The organism is Streptomyces sp. NBC_00028, assembly GCF_045041065.1.
Classification (GTDB): domain Bacteria; phylum Actinomycetota; class Actinomycetes; order Streptomycetales; family Streptomycetaceae; genus Streptomyces.
This window is the reverse complement of the sequence record NZ_CP108293.1, coordinates 7,465,410-7,483,047: the sequence shown is the minus strand read 5'-3', so window position 1 is coordinate 7,483,047 and position 17,638 is coordinate 7,465,410. Positions and strand designations below refer to the sequence as shown.

15 protein-coding genes and 1 pseudogene are annotated in these 17,638 nt (G+C 71.9%); 6 read left to right on the top strand and 10 right to left on the bottom strand.

Going from position 1 to position 17,638, the window contains the following annotated elements; all coding sequences use genetic code 11:
• Window positions 1–58: 58 nt before the first annotated feature.
• Window positions 59–1,546: a glutamate synthase subunit beta gene (locus tag OG885_RS33675; protein ID WP_405738002.1), complete on the top strand. Its 1,488-nt coding sequence runs from the start codon at window positions 59–61 to the stop codon at window positions 1,544–1,546.
• Window positions 1,547–1,622: 76 nt separating this feature from the next.
• Here the strand turns inward: OG885_RS33675 and OG885_RS33670 are convergent, their stop codons facing one another.
• Window positions 1,623–2,102: a carboxymuconolactone decarboxylase family protein gene (locus OG885_RS33670; RefSeq protein WP_405738001.1), complete on the bottom strand. Its 480-nt coding sequence runs from the start codon at window positions 2,100–2,102 to the stop codon at window positions 1,623–1,625.
• Window positions 2,103–2,149: 47 nt separating this feature from the next.
• Here OG885_RS33670 and OG885_RS33665 point away from each other — a divergent pair, with 47 nt between their 5' ends.
• A complete protein-coding gene (locus OG885_RS33665) occupies window positions 2,150–3,613 on the top strand; it encodes a PLP-dependent aminotransferase family protein (protein ID WP_405738000.1) in 1,464 nt (487 codons plus the stop codon).
• 122 nt (window positions 3,614–3,735) lie between these two features.
• On the opposite strand, the gene OG885_RS33660 is transcribed toward OG885_RS33665, so the two are convergent.
• Both OG885_RS33660 and OG885_RS33655 read right to left on the bottom strand, forming a co-directional pair.
• Window positions 3,736–3,990 (bottom strand): DUF397 domain-containing protein, encoded by a 255-nt coding sequence (locus OG885_RS33660; protein WP_266828603.1) that lies wholly within the window; start codon window positions 3,988–3,990, stop codon window positions 3,736–3,738.
• On the bottom strand, window positions 3,991–4,851 hold the full coding sequence (locus tag OG885_RS33655; protein WP_329340393.1) for a helix-turn-helix transcriptional regulator: 861 nt from the start codon (window positions 4,849–4,851) through the stop codon (window positions 3,991–3,993).
• A 227-nt stretch (window positions 4,852–5,078) separates the two neighbouring features.
• On the opposite strand from OG885_RS33655, the pseudogene OG885_RS33650 reads away from it, so the two are divergent.
• From OG885_RS33650 to OG885_RS33640, 3 genes and pseudogenes are all read left to right on the top strand, one after another.
• A pseudogene (locus OG885_RS33650) lies at window positions 5,079–5,765 on the top strand (ATP-binding protein); the annotation flags it as partial.
• A gap of 569 nt (window positions 5,766–6,334) precedes the next feature.
• Window positions 6,335–6,775, top strand: coding sequence for a hypothetical protein (locus tag OG885_RS33645; RefSeq protein ID WP_399959042.1), 441 nt, complete (start codon window positions 6,335–6,337; stop codon window positions 6,773–6,775).
• Window positions 6,776–6,904: 129 nt separating this feature from the next.
• Complete coding sequence (locus tag OG885_RS33640; protein WP_405737999.1) at window positions 6,905–8,836, top strand: ABC transporter ATP-binding protein; 1,932 nt, start codon at window positions 6,905–6,907, stop codon at window positions 8,834–8,836.
• Here the strand turns inward: OG885_RS33640 and OG885_RS33635 are convergent.
• From OG885_RS33635 to OG885_RS33625, 3 genes are all read right to left on the bottom strand, one after another.
• Window positions 8,814–9,005 carry a hypothetical protein gene (locus OG885_RS33635; protein WP_405737998.1) on the bottom strand — a complete coding sequence of 64 codons (192 nt, stop codon included), beginning with the start codon at window positions 9,003–9,005 and terminating at the stop codon, window positions 8,814–8,816. The two genes, OG885_RS33640 and OG885_RS33635, sit on opposite strands and share 23 nt — an antisense overlap.
• 155 nt (window positions 9,006–9,160) lie before the next feature.
• Entirely contained in the window at window positions 9,161–9,850 is a 690-nt protein-coding gene (locus tag OG885_RS33630) for a DUF899 domain-containing protein (protein ID WP_405737997.1), read from the bottom strand.
• 94 nt (window positions 9,851–9,944) lie between these two features.
• Window positions 9,945–11,327: an amidohydrolase gene (locus OG885_RS33625; RefSeq protein WP_405737996.1), complete on the bottom strand. Its 1,383-nt coding sequence runs from the start codon at window positions 11,325–11,327 to the stop codon at window positions 9,945–9,947.
• Window positions 11,328–11,452: 125 nt separating this feature from the next.
• On the opposite strand from OG885_RS33625, the gene OG885_RS33620 reads away from it, so the two are divergent.
• On the top strand, window positions 11,453–12,430 hold the full coding sequence (locus OG885_RS33620) for an endonuclease/exonuclease/phosphatase family protein (protein WP_405737995.1): 978 nt from the start codon (window positions 11,453–11,455) through the stop codon (window positions 12,428–12,430).
• Here the strand turns inward: OG885_RS33620 and OG885_RS33615 are convergent.
• The 4 genes from OG885_RS33615 to OG885_RS33600 all read right to left on the bottom strand — a co-directional run bounded on the left by OG885_RS33615 (window position 12,427) and on the right by OG885_RS33600 (window position 17,626).
• Entirely contained in the window at window positions 12,427–14,307 is a 1,881-nt protein-coding gene (locus tag OG885_RS33615; RefSeq protein ID WP_405737994.1) for an FUSC family protein, read from the bottom strand. The genes OG885_RS33620 and OG885_RS33615 overlap by 4 nt on opposite strands.
• A 589-nt stretch (window positions 14,308–14,896) precedes the next feature.
• Entirely contained in the window at window positions 14,897–15,628 is a 732-nt protein-coding gene (locus OG885_RS33610; RefSeq protein ID WP_405737993.1) for a hypothetical protein, read from the bottom strand.
• A gap of 82 nt (window positions 15,629–15,710) precedes the next feature.
• Window positions 15,711–16,907 (bottom strand): FtsX-like permease family protein, encoded by a 1,197-nt coding sequence (locus tag OG885_RS33605; protein ID WP_405737992.1) that lies wholly within the window; start codon window positions 16,905–16,907, stop codon window positions 15,711–15,713.
• Entirely contained in the window at window positions 16,904–17,626 is a 723-nt protein-coding gene (locus tag OG885_RS33600) for an ABC transporter ATP-binding protein (protein WP_405737991.1), read from the bottom strand. The genes OG885_RS33605 and OG885_RS33600 overlap by 4 nt, the downstream gene beginning before the upstream one ends.
• Window positions 17,627–17,638 lie beyond the last annotated feature (12 nt).

Below are 17,638 nucleotides of genomic sequence, written 5' to 3'. Positions count from 1 at the left end.
CGAAAGAGTGCCGCCCGATGACGCACGGCCCGTCCACGCCAACGCAAGGAAGACGGCCATGGCCGATCCCAAGGGATTCATGACCACCCCTCGCCAGGACTGGCCCCGTCGGCCGGTCGAGGAGCGGGTCCGGGACTGGGACGAGGTGTACGTCCCCGGGGCGCTGCTGCCCATCATCGACCGGCAGGCCGACCGCTGCATGGACTGCGGCATACCGTTCTGCCACGACGCCTGTCCGCTCGGGAACCTGATCCCCGAGTGGAACGACCTCGTCTCCCGGAACGACTGGCGGGCCGCCGCCGACCGGCTGCACGCCACCAACAACTTCCCGGAGTTCACCGGCCGGTTGTGCCCGGCGCCGTGCGAGGCGGGCTGCGTCCTCGCCATCAACCAGCCCGCCGTCACCATCAAGAACGTCGAGGCGGCCATCGCCGACCGGGCCTGGGAGCTCGGTTTCGCGCCACCGCGGCCACCGGACCGACTGTCCGGGCGCACGGTCGCGGTGATCGGCTCGGGGCCGACCGGGCTGGCCGCGGCTCAGCAGTTGACGCGAGCGGGGCACACGGTCGCCGTGTTCGAGAAGGACGACCGGCTGGGCGGGCTGATGCGGTACGGGATCCCCTCGTTCAAGATGGAGAAGCACCATCTGGAGCGCCGCATCGGGCAGATGCGGGCCGAGGGGACGAAGTTCCGTACGTCGACGGCGGTCGGGCGGGACATCGGGGCGGCGGAGCTACGGGCCCGGTACGACGCGGTCGTGATCGCCACCGGCGCCACCGCCTGGCGCGAACTGGACGTGCCTGGGCGGGAGTTGACCGGAGTCCAGCAGGCCATGGAGTATCTGCCGCTGGCCAACCGGGTGGGCGAGGGAGATCTGGACGTCTCCCCGATGTCCGCCGCCGGGAAGCATGTCGTCATCGTCGGCGGCGGTGACACGGGCGCCGACTGTCTGGGTACGGCGGTGCGTGAAGGCGCCGCGTCCGTCACGCAGTTGGACATCTACGCCCAGCCCGGCGCCGAGCGCGACGAGGATGCCGAGCCCTGGCCGACGTACCCGAAGATCTACCGGCTGTCGGCCGCGCACGAGGAGGCCGGTGCGCTGGGGACCGCTCCGGCGGCGGACGCGGACGCACGGCTGTTCGCGGCGTCGACGCTCCGTTTCACCGGTGACGCCGACGGCCGTGTGCGGTCGCTGCACCTGGTCGAGGTCGACGCGGCGCGGCGGCCCGTGCCGGGGAGCGGGCGGACGCTCCCCGCCGACCTCGTCCTGCTCGCCCTCGGTTTCTCCGGGCCCGACCGCGCGGACGGGCTCGTCGACCAGTTCGGGCTGGCCATGGAGGCGCGCGGCACGATCGCGCGGGACGCCGGGTTCGCGACGAGCGCCCCCGGGGTGTTCGCCGCGGGGGACGCCGCGCGGGGGCAGTCGCTGATCGTGTGGGCGATCGCGGAGGGGCGGGCGGTGGCGGCAGCCGTCGACCGCCATCTGACGGGGAGTTCGCAGCTGCCGGCGCCGATCGGACCGTACGACCGACCGATGACCGTTTGATGACCGTGCAATCGGCCGATGACCGTACGACCGGCCGATGACCGTTGATGACCGTGCGACGGGGCGCACCCCCGGCTCACGCCCGTTCGTCCGTCCCCGCCACCTTCTTCGTCGCCAGGGCCACCCGGTTCCACGTGTTGATCGCGAAGATCAGCGCCAGCACCTGCGCCAGCTCCTCCTCGCCGAACTGGGCCGCGGCCTGCGCGTACACCGCGTCCGGGACTCCCGCGTCGGCCACCAGCGTCACCGCCTCGGTCAGGGCCAGCGCGGCCTGTTCCCGCTCCGTGAAGAAGTGCCGGGCCTCGCGCCAGACCGCGACCATGTGGAGCCGGTCCTCGCTCTCGCCTGCCTTGCGGGCGTCGTTGGTGTGCATGTGGAGGCAGTAGGCGCAGTGGTTGAGGTGGGAGGCGCGGATCTGGATCAGCTCGACCAGGGCCGGGTCGAGGCCCGCGCGGGCGGCGGCGTCGAAGCCGATGAGGGCGCGGAAGACCTTCGGGGCGGCCTTGGCGAAGTTCAGGCGGGTCGTCTCGGCGGAAGCGATCGTGTTCGTCGTCATGCCCTCGAATCTACGGCCCGGAAAGACCGGCGGTAGGGTGCATTTCCGTGGCTGAATCATGGGTCAATTCCGCGGAGCGGATCGGCTCCGATCTGCACCTGGAACTGGAGCTGACCGGTTCGGGCAGCAGGCGGGCCGCTCTCGGCGACGCCCTGCGGGAGGCCGTACGCAGTGGTCGGCTCGCCCCCGGTACCCGGCTGCCGCCGTACCGTTCGCTCGCCGCCGACCTGGGCGTGGCCCGCAACACGGTGGCGGACGCGTACGCCGAGCTCGTCGCGGAGGGATGGCTCACCGCCCGCCAGGGTTCGGGGACGCATGTGGCGGAGCGGACCGAGCCGTTGCGTGCGGCCGGGCACGCGCGCGTACCCAGGAAGACTCCGCCCCGCGCGCGTGGACCGCGGCACGATCTGCGGCAGGGCACCCCCGACGCGTCGGCGTTCCCGCGGACGGCCTGGCTGGCCTCCTACCGGCGGGCCCTTCAGCAGGCGCCCAACGAGGTGTTCGGACCCGGTGATCCCGCCGGGCGCGTCGAGCTGCGGGAGGCACTCGCGGAGTACCTGGCACGCGCGCGTGGCGTGCGGACCGAGCCGGGACGGATCGTGATCTGCTCCGGCTTCGCCCACGCCCTGCGGCTGCTCTTCCAGAACGCCCAATGCCTCAAGGGCCCCCTCGCCGTGGAGGCGTACGGCCTGCCCTTCCACCGGGAGCTGCTCGCGGGCGCCGGCGTGCGGACCGTACCGCTGCCGCTGGACGAACACGGCGCCGACGTAGGGCGGTTGGGGCGTGAGCGGGCCGTACTGCTCACGCCGGCGCACCAGTTCCCGACCGGCGGTCCGCTGCACGCCGAGCGGCGGGCGGCCGTCGTCGACTGGGCACGCGCGCGGGGCGCGGTGGTGCTGGAGGACGACTACGACGGTGAGTTCCGCTACGACCGCAAGCCCGTCGGGGCGGTTCAGGGGCTCGATCCGGAGCGGGTGATCCTCATCGGCTCGGTGAGCAAGAGCCTGTCACCCGCGGTGCGGCTGGGGTGGATGGTGCTGCCGGAGCGGTACGTCGACGACGTGCTCGCGGCCAAGGGCGAGCGGGAGGCGTGGGCGAGCGTCCTCGACCAGTTGGCCCTCGCCGACTTCCTCGTCTCCGGGGCGTACGACCGTCATGTGCGGCGGATGCGGCAGCGGTACCGGAGCCGGCGGGACCGGCTGGTCGCGGCGCTCGCCGCGCACGCGCCGCACGTCGAGGTCAGCGGGGTCGCCGCGGGGCTGCACGCGGTGCTGCGGCTGCCGTACGGCACCGAGCGGTCGGCGGTCAAGGCCGCCGTCTGGCAGGGCGTCGCGCTCGACGGGCTGGCGGAGTTCCGGCACCCGGCGGCGTCGGTACGGGACACGCCGGTCCAGGACGGCCTGGTGGTCGGGTACGCGACGCCCTCCGAGCATGCGTACGGCGCGGCGCTTGAGGCGTTGTGCGCGGCGCTGCCGCCGGGTGAGCCGGGCGGTGCCCCTGCGTCCGGATGAGCCCGCCGCGCGACGCCTCCCCGTTCGGATCTCTGCCGGAGGCCCTCCTATAGGTCGCCGATCGAGCAGACCCACCACGCTGAACGTCAATGTCAATCACTGCTTAACAAGGTCAACTCACGTCATGACAGCAGGAAGTCAGCCTCCCCGGCCTTGGCGCCCTCGATGAACGCGGTCATCTCGTCGCTGGTGTAGATCAGCGCCGGGCCGTCCGGGTCGGTCGACTGGCGGACGGCGATCCGGCCGTCGGCCAGCTTCATCGCCTCCAGGCAGTTGCCGCCGTTGCCGCCGCTCCACGGCTTGTGCCAGCCCTCGCTGCCCAACTCCCGCGCGGGCATGCCGTTGTAGACCGGTATGCGCGGCTTGATGCGATCCATTCACAGCTCCTTGCGGAGATCCCGGAGGATCTCCTTCGTGCGATGTGCCGTAGCGGCCTGCGCCGCCGTGCGGTCCATGACCTCGAGGTGGGTCGCCACCTCGGCGCGCGCGTCGAGATAGACGGCGCCGGTCAGGTACTCGCTGTAAACCATGTCCGGAAGCTCCGGCACGGCGAATCGGAACAGCACGAAGGGCCCGTACGTGCCGGGGTGCGGCCCGTTGGCGAACGGGGCGACCTGCAGCGTCACGTTGGGCAGCTTCGTGGCCTCGAGCAGCCTGTCGATCTGGGCACGCATCACCTCCGGGCCGCCGACCGGGCGGCGCAGCGCGGTCTCGTCGATGACCGCCCAGAAACGGGGGGCATCGGGACGGGTGAGCAGTTCCTGGCGTTGTACTCGCAGTGCGACATGCCGCTCGATGTCCTCGGGCCGGGTCTGGCCGATGGCCCCCGACTTCAGGACACCGCGGGCGTAGTCCTCGGTCTGGAGCAGCCCGGGCACGAAGTGCGGATCGTAGGACCGGATGAGGCTGGCGGCGCCCTCGAGGCTGACGTACATCGAGAACCAGCCGGGCAGGATGTCGTGGTACCGCTGCCACCAGCCGGGTTTGTTGGCCTCCTCGGCCAGCTGCACGAAGGCGTCGGCCTCCTCCTCGGAGACGCCGTAGGACTTCAGGAGCAGCTGGAGGTACGGGATCTTGAGGCCGACCTCGGCCATCTCCATGCGGCGGACGGTGGCGGGGGCGACGCGGAGGACCTTGGCGGCCTCCTCGCGCTTGAGACCGGCGCGCTCACGCAGGTCCAGCAGGCGCCGGCCGAGGACGACCTGGCCGACCGTCGGCGCGGACCGCGGCTCGCTCACCCTCCACCTCCCATGCGTCCCCGGGGCTCGGGGACCCGGTAAAAATCCGACGTAAAAACCTGACCAAAAGAATCCTGGCAGCCCGACGGCGCCATTCGAAGACCTATTCGAAGACCTGGTCGGATCTCCGGTGATCTCAACTGGCGCCGCTCGACATGCTTGTTGCGAGCAGTGTGCCACGGCCTTCCAGACCGTCACACAGCACTCTGCACTTTTCAGAGTGACACTTGCCAAGTGTTCACGGCGGGGCGATAGTGGCAAGCGTGATTCCGTCCGCGCCCTTAGGAACAGACGCCGCCGCAGGCCCCCACAGCCTCGGTGCCGCATCGGGAGCAGGCCGCTCTGCCGGGCCCGCTGCCGAGCGCCGGTTCCGGTTCGAGCTGGCCGCACATCCGGGTTCCGCCGCGCAGGCCAGACGCCTGACGCGCGCCCGGCTGAACGGCTGGGCGGTCTGCGAGGACACCTGTGACACGGCCGCTCTGGTCGTCTCCGAGCTGGTCACCAACGCCATCGTGCACACGGCGAGCAGACACATAGTCTGCGAGCTCCACGACGGCGAGGACCTGGTGCGCATAGCCGTGCGCGACGAGGGCTGCGCCCCGGGCGAGCCCCACCCCTGCGCACCGCGCGGCGAGGAGGAGCACGGGAGGGGACTGCTTCTCGTCGACGCCCTGTGTCACTCCTGGGGCACCCATGAGCACGGCCCCGGCCTCCTGGTCTGGGCGGACCTGCCCCGCCAGGCGGATGCCCCGGACACCGACCTCGGCCCCCGGAACGACCTGGGCTGGGGAGCCCGCCCCAAGCCCGGCCCCACCGACGGCACGGGCGACGAGGACGACGAGCCGGCGGCACGGCACGAGCCGGAAGCACGGCACGAGCCGGAAGCACGGCACGAGGCAGCGGGCCGCGAGGGCCGCGAGGCAGAGGCCGACCACGAGGGCGACACCCGCCACCGCGCGATACCCGGGAGCGGCGACGCGATACCCGGACGCGGCAGCGCGACCCCGCGACACGACGGCATGCGAACCCGCCTCGACGGGATACCGAGGCCCGAGGGGCCGGAGACCCGCCATGACGGCGCGCCTCGCCACTTCGCCTCGGAGCCCCGCCACTCCGCCTCGGAGCCCCGCCACTCCGCCTCAGAACCTCGGCACTCCGCCTCGGAACCCCGGCACGACAGCGCCCCCCGTCACCTCGCCGCCGAGACCTGGCACGACGGCACGCCGCACCACACCACCGCCGACCCTCGGCACGACGACGTCCCCCGCCACCCCACCGCGGAGACCCGCCACGACGGCACCCCCCGCCACCCCTCCCCCGAGATCTGGCACCTCGGTCGGCCACGGCGTGACGGCTCCGAGACCCTGCACTACGGAGCTCCCTGGCACGACGGCACGGAAGTCCGCTACGACGGGGCGGAAGCCCGCCACCACGGCACATCCCGGCACCACGGATCGGCACCGCACCACGGGACGGGGGGCCCATGGCTCTGAGGGCTGCGACCGGTGGCCAGGTCATGACCCTGGACACGCTGGTCCGCCTCCGGCGGGGACTGCACACGCCGGTCGCCCCCCGACGGCTCCTCGTACCCGACGGCATGACGGCCCCGCTGGGCTGCGACGCGGTGGCCGTACCCGCCCGCTTCGGCCCGCTGGTGATGCCCCGGCTGCCGCGCGTCGGATGCGTGTACGCCGATGACGCGCACTGGTGGTGGATCGTTCCGTCCGACTCCGACTACGCCCTGGAGTGGCCCGCGCCCGCGCGCTACGCCACCGGCGCGATCGTCCCCGACGCCCCGGGCGTCCCGGATCTGATCCACAAACCGGAGGGCACGGTCCCGTACACCCCGCCGATCCCCCTGTACCTGGCCCTGTGCCGGCTGACGGGGACCACACCGGCCTGGTCCCGCCCGGTCAGCGCCTGAGCCTCCGCCTGCTCACGGGCTCGCACAGGCGTACGCCCGCGCGCGACCGCTCCTCCCCTCCACGCCCTGCCCCCTGACGGCCCACGCCCGCGATAGTGGCCGTCCGTCCAGGAGCGGGGGAGGTCGACGGTGGGCAAGAAGCGCGGCGCCGAGCAGGCCGAGGTGTCGGAGTCGGAGCGGCTGCTCTTCGGTGGGCCGTTGCGCTACGACACGGGCTGGAACAGCCACTCCGACGCCCGGCTCCAGCTGAACTTCCGGGAGATGCTGCGGCAGCTGCCCGCGCTGCTGTCGCTCAGTTTCCGGCTCGCCTGGCAGGCCGACCGGCGGGCCGCGAAGATCGTGCTCGGCGCCGAGGCGGGCCGGGGTGCGGCACAGGCGGTGAGTCTGCTGGCCGTGAACAGCGTGCTGGGCCGGCTGATCCGCGGCGGCGCCATCGAGGACCGGTTACGGGGTGCCGTGCCCGCCCTGGTCACCATGGCCGCGGTGATGCTCGTGGCGGCGCTGCTGCGGGCCGCGTCGACGTACGCCACCGGCCGCCTGGAACCCAAGGTGGAGCGGGTGGCGACCGAGCGGTATCTGGAGCGGGCCGCGGCGGTGGAACTGGCCGCGATCGAGGACCACGCCTTCCACAAACTGCTGGACACCGCCCAGTACGGCGCGTCCTCCGCACGCCGCATGATCGGCTACGCCACCCGGGTCATGAACGCGGGCATCTCGCTGATCGCGGCGGCCGGCGTGCTGACCGTGCTGCACCCGGCCCTGCTGCCGCTGCTGATGACGATGACCCTGCCGAGTGCGTGGAGCGCCCTGACGATCGCCCGGCGCCGGTACGAGTCCTTCCACACCTGGGTGCAGCATGCCCGCGCCGGTCATCTGCTCAGCGAGCTGCTCACCGAACCGACCGCGGCACCGGAGATCCGGGTGCACGGCGTCGGCCCCTTCCTGCTGCACCACTACCGGGCGATGTCGGAGGCGGCGGAGGCGGAGCAGGCCCGGCTGGCGCGGCTCGCGGCCCGTACCGGGCTGATCGCGGCGTTCTGGACGGGCCTCGCGACGGTGGCGACGTACGCGACCCTCGGCGGACTGCTGCTCGCGGGCGCGATGGCGCTGTCGGTGGCCGGTACGGCCGTGATCGCGATCCGCTCCGGCTCGGCCAGCCTGGACAGCCTGGTCCTTGAGGTGAACCAGCTCCACCAGGAGGCCCTCTTCGTCGGCGACCTGCAGCGGCTGTACGTCGAGGCCGAGCAGCGGGCCATCCCGGTCGGCGGACGGGAGCTGCCCGAGGACCCGAGGGAGATCCGCTTCGAGAACGTCACGTTCAGCTATCCGGGCGAGTCCACGCGCCCGGCGCTGGACGACGTCACCCTCACCCTGCCCCTCGGCCGGATCGTGGCGCTGGTCGGCGAGAACGGCTCGGGCAAGACGACCCTGGTGAAACTGCTGGCCGGGCTGTACAAGCCGGACCGGGGCCGCATCCTGTGGGACGGCACGGACACGGCGGACGCGGACCGACGTCTGCTCGCCGAGCGGATCGCGATGGTGGCGCAGGATTTCAAGCGCTGGCCGTTCACGGCCCGGGTCAATGTGGCGGTCGGCCGGTCGGCGGCGCCACTGACCGAGGAGCGGATGGCCGACTCGATCGCCGAGGCCGGGGCCGAGGAGGTGGTGGCGGATCTTCCGCGCGGCCTGGACACCCTGCTGGCCCGCCATTTCAGTGGCGGGCACGAGCTCTCGGGCGGGCAGTGGCAGCGCCTCGGCATCGCGCGGGCGGCCTACCGGCGCGGCCGCATCCTGATCGTGGACGAGCCGACGGCGGCTCTGGACGCGCGGGCCGAGCTGGAGGTCTTCGAGAAGATCCGGGCTCTGGCGGGCACCGGCCAGACGGTCGTCCTGATCACCCACCGGCTGGCGTCCGTGCGCCACGCCGATCTGGTGCACGTGCTGGAGCAGGGCCGCCTGGTGGAGTCCGGCACACCGGAGGAGCTGCTGGCGACCGGTGGGGTCTACGCGGAGCTGTACTCGCTCCAGGCGGACCAGTTCACGGCACCGAAGGCAAGCTGACCGCCGTGTCCCCGGGGACCACGACGAGGAACGCGTCCGTCGCGAGGTCCATCACGACCTCGGCGGGCATGCCCTCCATCCGCCGCGCGTGCGCGAACTCCTCAGCAGGCCAGGAGCCACGCGGCCCACCGGCGGGAAAGCGCTCGAGCACCAATCGCCCGTTCACCATCCTGCACCTCCGATCAAGCGTCCTTCTTGTAGGAGTTAACGCTCTGGAGAGGCGGAACGGCTCGCTGAGTTGCGGGACTGAGACGTAGTTGACACCGGTTCAACGCGCAGTGTGAGAATTCGGTTACCGAACGGTCACTTCCGTAACCGTCCGCGTCATTCCTCGTACTCATCGTGATAGCGAACGCGCTCGCTCCCCGCGGGCGCCCCCAGCGCCGAAGCACGCCCCTCGGGTTCCTCCCACTCCTCCTGCCGGCCCAGTGCGGTCAGGTCCAGGAGGCTGGTGGTGGAGCCGAGCCCGTCGAGGCCGCGCTCGAAGGTCGAGTAGGTGTGGAAGACGCGGTCGCGCTCCCGCAGGAAGCAGCTGAGGCCGGGCCGCTCGACCAGCTCCCCGTCCCGCTCCAGGGTGACCTCGAAGTCACGGTTGAAGTCACCGCCGTACGACGAGTACCAGGGCACGGTCCAGCCCATCCGCGCCTTGAACGGCAGGATCCTGGTGTACGGCGCCCGGGACACCGCCGCGAACGTCGTCCCCCGCGCCCTCAGATGCGCCAGATGCCCGATCTGGTCCAGGAACGCCGAGCAGCTGCGGCAGCCCGCGTCCCACTCCGGCGCGAACATGAAGTGGTAGACGACGAGTTGGGAGCGTCCTTCGAAGAGATCGAGCAGCGTCGCCTTCCCGTCGCCGCCCTCGAAGAGGTACTCCTCCTCGATCTCCACCATGGGCAGCCGACGCCGCTCGGCGTTGAGCGCGTCCCGCGCCCGCGTGGCGGCCTTCTCCCTGCCCAGCAATTCCCCGCGCGCCGCGCGCCACTCCGCACGCGAGACGACCTCCGGAAGCGACATGACCCCTCCTGTGCAACGGTCCGTTCGGGGTGGTGACCGAAGGCGGGGACAGAACTCATCGCTGTGCCGGAAGATTCTTTTTCCCGGCGGGCTCTCAGGTGTCGTACTCCTGGATCCGCCTGCCGTGACTCCGGTCCAGAAGAGTCGGCAACCGCTCCCCCAACTCCCGCACCACCGACGCCACATCGATGGTCAGCAGCTCGCGGTCGCGCATCACGACCCGTCCGTCGACGATCGTCGTGCGGACGTCGGAGGAGCGGGCGCTGTGCACGAGGGTGGCGGGCAGGTCGTGGACGGGCTGGGTGTGCGGCCCGGTGAGGTCGACGAGGACGAGGTCGGCGCGGCAGCCGGGGGCGAGGGTGCCGAGGGTGTCGCCCAGCCCGATCGCGCGGGCGCTCTGGAGGGTGGCGTGGTGCAGGGCCTGGCGGGATGTCAGCCACCGCGGGTCACCGGTCGTGGACTTCTGGACGAGCGCGGTGAGCGCCATCGACTCCCACACGTCGAGGGAGTTGTTGGAGGCGGCGCCGTCCGTGGCGAGGCCGACGGGGATGCCGAGGTCGTGCAGGGCGCGGACCGGTGTGGTGGTGGGCCAGGCGAACTTGAGGTAGCCGCGGGGTGCGGTGGCGACGGAGACCCGGCCGGTCGCCGCGGCGAGGAGTGGCAGGTCGCGGTCGAGGATGCCGGTGCCGTGGGCGATGAGGACGTCGGTGTCGAGGATGCCGGTGCGGGCCAGGACCTCGATGGGGGTGGCGCCGTGGCGTTCCAGGCTCGCTTCCGCCTGGTCGACGTTCTCGGCGGCGTGGAGATGGACGGGCAGGCCGTGGGCGCGGGCGAGGTCGGCGGTGGCGGCGAGGTCGGCGTCGCCCACGGTGTAGGGGGCGTGCGGGGCGAGGGCGGTGGTGATGCGACCGGCGGCGCCGCCGCGGTGCCGGAGCGCGAACTCCAGTGATCTCTCCCGCCCTTGAGGACCCTGGGAGGAGAAGTAGGCCTCACCGAGATGGGCCCGGATGCCGCACTCCTCGACGACGGCGGCGACGGCGTCCATCGAGAAGTAGTGGTCGGCGAAGCAGGTGACGCCCCCGCGGATCATCTCCGCGCAGGCGAGCCGGGCCCCCAACTCCACGTCCCGCTCGGTGAGGTTGGACTCGATCGGCCACACGACGTCGTTGAACCACTCCTCGGTCGGCAGATCCTCGGCGACACCACGCAGCGCGACCATGGGGGCGTGGGTGTGGCAGTTGACCAGCCCCGGCATGGCCACCTGCCCACGGGCGTCGATGTGTTCGGCGGCCGACGGCGGTTCACGGCCCGTGCCGACGGACTCGATGACTCCCTCTCGTACGACGATGGTGGCGTTCTCCTCGAACCCGACGCGCTCCTGGTCGTCGTGGACGAGGACGGTGCATCCGGTGATGACGAGGTCGGCGGGAGAGTCGGTGTCGGCGGGCGGATCGGCATCGACGGGAGAGTCGGTCATCCCGCCAACGTACGGCGTGGTCCTCGGGTCGGGTGAGCCGAACCGCGCATCCGGTCGCGGCTCTGTCGCGGCGCCGCCCGGACGAGCACCCTGGCCTGACCACCGTGCCCGGAAGGGGGACCGGCATGCTCATCGGCACCTGGAACCTGGAGAACCTCTACCGTCCCGGCGGCCCGTTCGGCCCGGCCGACAAGACCGCGTACGAGACGAAGCTGGCCGCCCTCGCCACCACGATCACGGAGCTCGACCCCACGCTGCTGGGCGTGCAGGAGGTCGGAGATCCGGAGGCGCTGCGGGACCTGGCCGGCATGGTGGGCGGCGGCTGGCACGCCGCGCTCTCCCAGCACCCCGACAGCCGGGGCATCCGGGTCGGCTTCCTCAGCCGCACGCCGCTGACGGTCCTGTCCGACACCGCCGCGTTCCCGCCGCGCCTGCGCCCGGTCCAGGCGGACGACGAGGGTGGCGCGGTCGCCGAGGCGGGCCGCGGCTTCCTGGCGGTGGAGACGGCGACGGACGCCGGCCCCCGGCCGGGAACGGGCGCAGGCCCCCTGCGGGCGGCGGTCTGCCATCTCAAATCGAAGCTGCTGTCGTATCCGGACGGCCGCTTCCAGCCGCGCGACGAGGGCGAACGGGCGCGCTACGGGGCGTACGCGCTGTACCGGCGAGCGGCCGAGGCGACGGCGCTGCGCGCCCTGGCCGACGTCCTGCTGGCGGGCGACGGTCGACAGCGGGACGTGGTGGTCCTGGGCGATCTCAACGACGAGGTGCAGGCTGCGACCACACAGATCCTGCTCGGCCCGCCCGGCTCGGAGATCGGCACACCCGGCTTCGACCGACCGGACGGGGGCGACGCGCTACGGCTGTGGGACGTTGCCCCGCTGATCCCGGCCGAGCGGCGCTTCTCCCGCGTCAACTCCGGGCGCCGCGAACTGATCGACCACATCCTGCTCAGCCACCACCTCGTCCACCGGGTGACGGCGGCGGGCACCGGCCTGCCCGACGAAGCGCCGCTCGACCTTCCGTCCGTGGACCCGCATCGTCCGGCGGCACGGCAGGGGGCGCCGGGCTCGGACCACGCGCCGGTGTGGGTGCGGATCGGCTAACCGGCCAACGGGAGTTCTGAAACCCGTACACCCAAGTGAGCGCGGTCATCGGCGAGTTCGCGCACCAGCTCGGCGAGACGCTCGGTGTGCAGGGGGGCGAGCCGGCCCGTGTCGTCGAGGTGGACGGCGCACGCGGTGGTCGTGTCGACGAGCTCCTCGAGTACGGCGACCACATCGCCCGATCCCTCCGAGTGCCGGGCGAGCGGCGGGAGTTCGGCGGCGGCGAGGGCGATGGCGGTTCGGGCTTCGGCGAGCGCGCGGTATGCCTCGCGGCGGAGGGTCCAGCGAACGGCACGACTGTCGGCGCCTGCTTCGACGGCACGACTGTCCGGGTCCGTCTCGTGCAGGACGTGGGCGAGATACGCCTGGGCGGCCTCGCTCGCCACCCCGACCCGGGCCCGTACTCCCCCGCCGCGCTGCCCCGGCATCGGCAGATGTCCGACGACCAGCACCAGGGCGCAGGCCAGCAGGGTCTCGCCGATCCGGCTCACCGAGGCCTGAGGTTCGCCGCCGACCATGACCAACGCGAGCACGAGAACGGTGACCACGGCGGTCTGGGCGGCGAAGTGCCGGGTGGCGACGGGGATGAGGGCCCCGCTCACGGCGACGAGCGCGATGAGCCCCTCCGGCCGGGGCAGTACGAGGGCGAAGGCGGCGAAGACGAGCGCGCCGAGGACGGTCCCCGCGGCCCGGCACAGCACCCGCGAGACCAGCGGCCCCAGATCCGGCTTGACGAGGAAGACGGAGGTCGCGGGCAGCCAGTACCAGTGCTCGTGCTCCCCGTACCAGTGGGAGTGGTGCAGGGCCTGGGCGATGGCGGCGCTGGCCCCGAAGCAGAGGGCGACCCGGAGCCCGTACTCCCGCCCGCCGCTGCCGAACGCGGTCCGCAGCAGGTCCCCGGCCGCCCGCCGCCGGGTGTGCAGATCCCCGCCCTTGCCCCGGTCGAAGGCCTCGGCGGCGTGCAGCAGGGCGTCGTCGAGCGCACGCAGCGCGGGGGCGGACCGGCTGGGCGCGGGCAACGGCCCGGTGTGCGTGCTCTCGCGTACGGCGGTGGCGAGCCGTCGGGGCCCGGTCGAGGCCCGCCCGGTGAGGGGTTCGCCCGCCCAGGCGAGCGCGGTCGTGGCCTCGGCGAGCGGAAGGGCGGCGGCGTACTGCGCGTGCAGCCGGCGCTCGGCGGCGGAGCTGGCGTGCTGCCGCAGCCGGGGTCCGGCGAGGGCGTCCTGCGCGTGGTCGAGGGCAGCGGTGAGGGCGGCCCGCCGGGCGGTGGCGTGCTCCGCGCCGACAGCGTCGAGAAGGTCGGCGACGGCGTCGTACACCCCCGCTACCGCCGCCCGCTCCCCGTCGAACCGGAAGTCACCCGGGGATCCTGGCGTGGGCAGCGCCAGCCGCAGCCCGAGCAGCCAGGCGGCACCGGCGAGATAGCCGAGCGCCCGCTGCCAGCCGGCCTCCGGCAGCGGCATGCCGGCCCCGATGGCGGAGGCGACCAGCAGCTGCGTCCCCGCACCGGAGGCGACGGGTCCGACGGCACTCATGCCGCCCGCGACCAGCCCGAGCCCGGTGAGGAGGAGGGTGAGCGGCAGGGCGGGGACCTGCTGTCCGGCGTACGTCCCGACGAGCATCCCCAGCGCCCCGGCCAGCGCCGGGACCCCGATCCGCGGCACGGCGGCGCGCCTGCTGCCGGGCCGGTCGTTGATCCCGGCGAGCATCGCGGCGATGGCGGCGACGACACCGAGGGAGGTGCGGTCGGTGAGCACGGCGGCGAGCAGCAGGGGCCCGGCGGAGAGGGCGCCGCGCAGGACGGCGTTCCAGGGGACGGGGCCGCGCTGGGTGCGCAGGGTGTGGGCGAGCCAGGGCGGGAGGGCGAACGGACGTGACACTGGGCTCCTGTCGGCTGGTCGAGGGCGGGGTGGGTGCCTTCGGGCGACGGTGGCCGGGCTGTCGGTGTCCACGGTAGATCGCGTGCGGGGAGGAAATGGGACGGTCGTATTTCGGAGATGTGACGGTTGGCCGGGAGGCCGGTTTCTTTATGAACGCAACTGTCACGGGGCGGGCGGCACCGGCGGTACCCGCAGTGCTCGGACATCGGAAAACGGGAGCGGGCCCGAGGGCGTAGCCTGCCCCCGGGCCCTGAGTGATGCCGTCCATTGCGCACGCCGGCACGCTTGAGAACCCAGATCAGTCATCATGTCGTCGCGTCCTGCCTTTGGACCACCGCACATCGAGCTGTGCGGACTGGACTTGAACCAGCATCTCGACGCCCTGGGTCTGGGCCCGGTCGATCCGGCGATCGACGGCGAATACTGAATCTGGAGCGAGAGTCTGAGATTGACCGCGGCCGGTTCTTGGACCTGACACCGCTTCATCACGACAAGCTTCAGTTTCAGCTTGCGCTCCTCGCGCACCCCGGCCGCAAGGACCGGGGGGTCTGTGGATGTGTTACTTGTGGATGTGTTACTTGTGGATGTGTTATCCGAAAAGGTAACCGAACACGGCGTCCCCGACCCGGCGGTCGACGACATCCGCGCCATTGGCCTCTTCTCGGGCGAACTTCACGGCCTGCTGCAACTTCTCGACACGGTCGAGGAGTTCATTGACGCGCCGGGCGGGAAGGGCACCGGAGAACTTCACGGTGGTCCAGTACCCGATCGGAATGTCCTCGTAGTAGACCTCGACCTGGGCCGGATGCTTCTCGGTGGCCTCGGCCTTCACATGATTCCGGGGCACCTTCTTGGTCCGCAGCGTCCGCACCGGCTCGGTCTTCCAGGAGTCGGTCGACGGGTCCTGCACCCAGGCCTCGGAAGCGTCGAGCACGGGCAACTTCCGCACAAAGGTATTCAGATCGACGAGCTGCTTCTCAAGAAAGAGCAGATAGGAGACAGGCACCTCGGCGACCAGCACGCGCCCGTCCACGGAGACATCCGCCCGCGCCTCACAATTGGCCCAGTCCTTGGTGGCGGTCACATCGAACAGCCGCGTCAAGGTGGCCGCGGTGTCCCGCAGCACGTCCTCGGCCTTCACCTGCACCCGCGTCGACTCGGGCGGCAACTGCTCGCCCTCTTCGTCCTTCGGCTGATACGTACGCGAGATACCGGCCAGCAACGCGGGCTTCTGCAGCCCGTGATGAGCGGCCGTCAGGTCCTGATGCGCCTTGGACTTGACGCCTTTCTCCACTGCGATGATCTGGTTGAGTTTTGCCACGAGGGGGACGTTAGCAGCGCCAACGGCCTTATTTCGAAGGGTTATTCGGAGGCCATTCGGCGCGCGGGCCCAGTCGACGAGGTCAGCTGTGGGCGCGGGCGGTGAGATACGGGTCCCGGCGCAGGACCTCACGACTCCCGAGAAGGGTTCCGGCGGCCAGTCCGACGCCGGGCAGCAGGAGCGCCGCAACGACCCAGCCGGGACCGGGCAACGCGTCCGCAACGGTGATGGGCAGACCGAGGACACCACTGAGCGGACCGGCAAGGGCGACGGACACCCCCACACCGACGACCGCTCCGCCGATCCCCGCCACTCCCCCGGACAACGCTGCCTCACCGAGCAGAATCCGCCGCAACTCGGCCCGCCCGGACCCGAGAATCCGCAGGACCGCGAACTGCCCGACCCGCGCCCGCGCACTGTCCGCGGCCCGAACGGCCCCGAGCCACAGAGCACCGAGTGCGAGCACCAGGACCCCGACCCGCGTCGCGAGGTCTGCGGCACCGAAGAGACCAGGAAGGTTCCGGACACGGTCGGACACGGCGGAAGCTGAGAACCCGTCGCCCTGAAGGGCCTTGACGACGCCGGCGACCTGCTCCTGATGCCCGACCACGACCACGGCGGACTGGGCACCCTCCTTCTCCCGGAAGGCTTCCACGGTCTGCCCGGCACGTGCCGCGGCGAGCAATGCGGCGGTCTCCTCGGAGAGATACGCGACGCCCGGTCCGTCGGCCTGCCAACTCGGGTCGTACAACGCGACGATCGTCAACTCGACGCGGGTAGTCGTGCCGGACCCGGCCCCGGTCGCCTTGGTGTACCCGAAGGCGACGGTACGACCGAGGAGCGGAGCGAAGTCGGTGCCCTGGGCGGAGGCGGGCAACACGACCTGACCCCGGCCGAGTTCGGCGGGAAGGGCTCCTTTCGTGACGGGCAGGTCGTCACCCGGCGTGAGGGTGTGACTGGTGAGGTCGTACGTTCCCTCGTCCTCCGCGTACAGGGTGGCGGGGTAGTCGGCGACGACCTGACGGACGCCGGGCGTCTGGTCTGCGTGGCGTAGAGCGGAGTCGGTGAGCGGCCGTACGGAGTCGTCCCCCTCGAACGACGACAACTCGACCTGGGTGAGCCCACCCGAGCCAAGCACGTCCCGCTCCACGGCCCCGGCGGCGCCGGCGGCCACGCCCGCGGCGGTGGTGAGCAGGGCGGCCATGACGGCGAGGGTGGGCAACGCCCTGCGCAGGGAACGCCGGTCCCGCTTCCAGGTGTGGAGGCTCCAGAGGCTCATGCCAGGTTCTCCTTGCGGGCGTTGCCGGTGCGGGCGTTCTCCATGGAGACGATGGAGACAGGGGACAGCACTCCCTGGTCGAGCGCGTATCGCCGATCGCAGGTCTCGGCGACGCCGCGATCGTGGGTGACGAGCAGTACGGCGGCGCCCTGCGCGGCGCACGAACGCAGGGCGCCCATCACGAGGTCGGCGTTCTTCGGGTCGAGCCCGGAGGTCGGCTCGTCGGCCAGGACGAGGACGGGTTGCTTCACGGCGGCCCGAGCAACGGCGACGCGCTGCCGCTGCCCACCGGAGAGCTCGGCGACGGGACGGTCGACCAGTTCCGCCATTCCAAGGTCGCCGAGCAGATCCCGTGCCACACCACGATGCCGACCGAACCGCGGCCCGAAGGCGGCGGCGACGTTCTCCCAGGCGTTGAGGAAACTCAGGAGCCCGAGATCCTGAAGAACGATCCCGATCTCCTGCCGCCGCAACAGATCCCGCTCGCTCGGTGTGAGCGAGTTGGTGTCCGTCCCGCCGATGCACAGGGAGCCGGCGGTCGGCGTGAGGATCAGACCGAGAAGGGCGAGCAGGGTGCTCTTGCCGGAGCCTGAGGGGCCTTCGACGGCGGCCGTCGCGCCCGCCTCCAGTACGTGGTCGGCGCGGACCAGTCCGCCGCCGGATGCGTAGGTGAAGGCCAGGCCCTCGGCCATGACCGCGGGTGGGGAGCCTGTGTTCATATCGCGGGGTTC

Excerpts from the sequence above, each read along its gene's own strand:
- OG885_RS33675 (WP_405738002.1), top strand. The coding sequence starts at position 59 with ATGGCCGATCCCAAGGGATTCATGACCACCCCTCGCCAGGACTGGCCC.
- OG885_RS33670 (WP_405738001.1), bottom strand. The coding sequence starts at position 2,102 with ATGACGACGAACACGATCGCTTCCGCCGAGACGACCCGCCTGAACTTC.
- OG885_RS33660 (WP_266828603.1), bottom strand. The coding sequence starts at position 3,990 with ATGGATCGCATCAAGCCGCGCATACCGGTCTACAACGGCATGCCCGCG.
- OG885_RS33645 (WP_399959042.1), top strand. The coding sequence starts at position 6,335 with ATGGCTCTGAGGGCTGCGACCGGTGGCCAGGTCATGACCCTGGACACG.
- OG885_RS33635 (WP_405737998.1), bottom strand. The coding sequence starts at position 9,005 with ATGGTGAACGGGCGATTGGTGCTCGAGCGCTTTCCCGCCGGTGGGCCG.
- OG885_RS33630 (WP_405737997.1), bottom strand. The coding sequence starts at position 9,850 with ATGTCGCTTCCGGAGGTCGTCTCGCGTGCGGAGTGGCGCGCGGCGCGC.
- OG885_RS33625 (WP_405737996.1), bottom strand. The coding sequence starts at position 11,327 with ATGACCGACTCTCCCGTCGATGCCGATCCGCCCGCCGACACCGACTCT.
- OG885_RS33620 (WP_405737995.1), top strand. The coding sequence starts at position 11,453 with ATGCTCATCGGCACCTGGAACCTGGAGAACCTCTACCGTCCCGGCGGC.
- OG885_RS33605 (WP_405737992.1), bottom strand. The coding sequence starts at position 16,907 with ATGAGCCTCTGGAGCCTCCACACCTGGAAGCGGGACCGGCGTTCCCTG.
- OG885_RS33600 (WP_405737991.1), bottom strand. The coding sequence starts at position 17,626 with ATGAACACAGGCTCCCCACCCGCGGTCATGGCCGAGGGCCTGGCCTTC.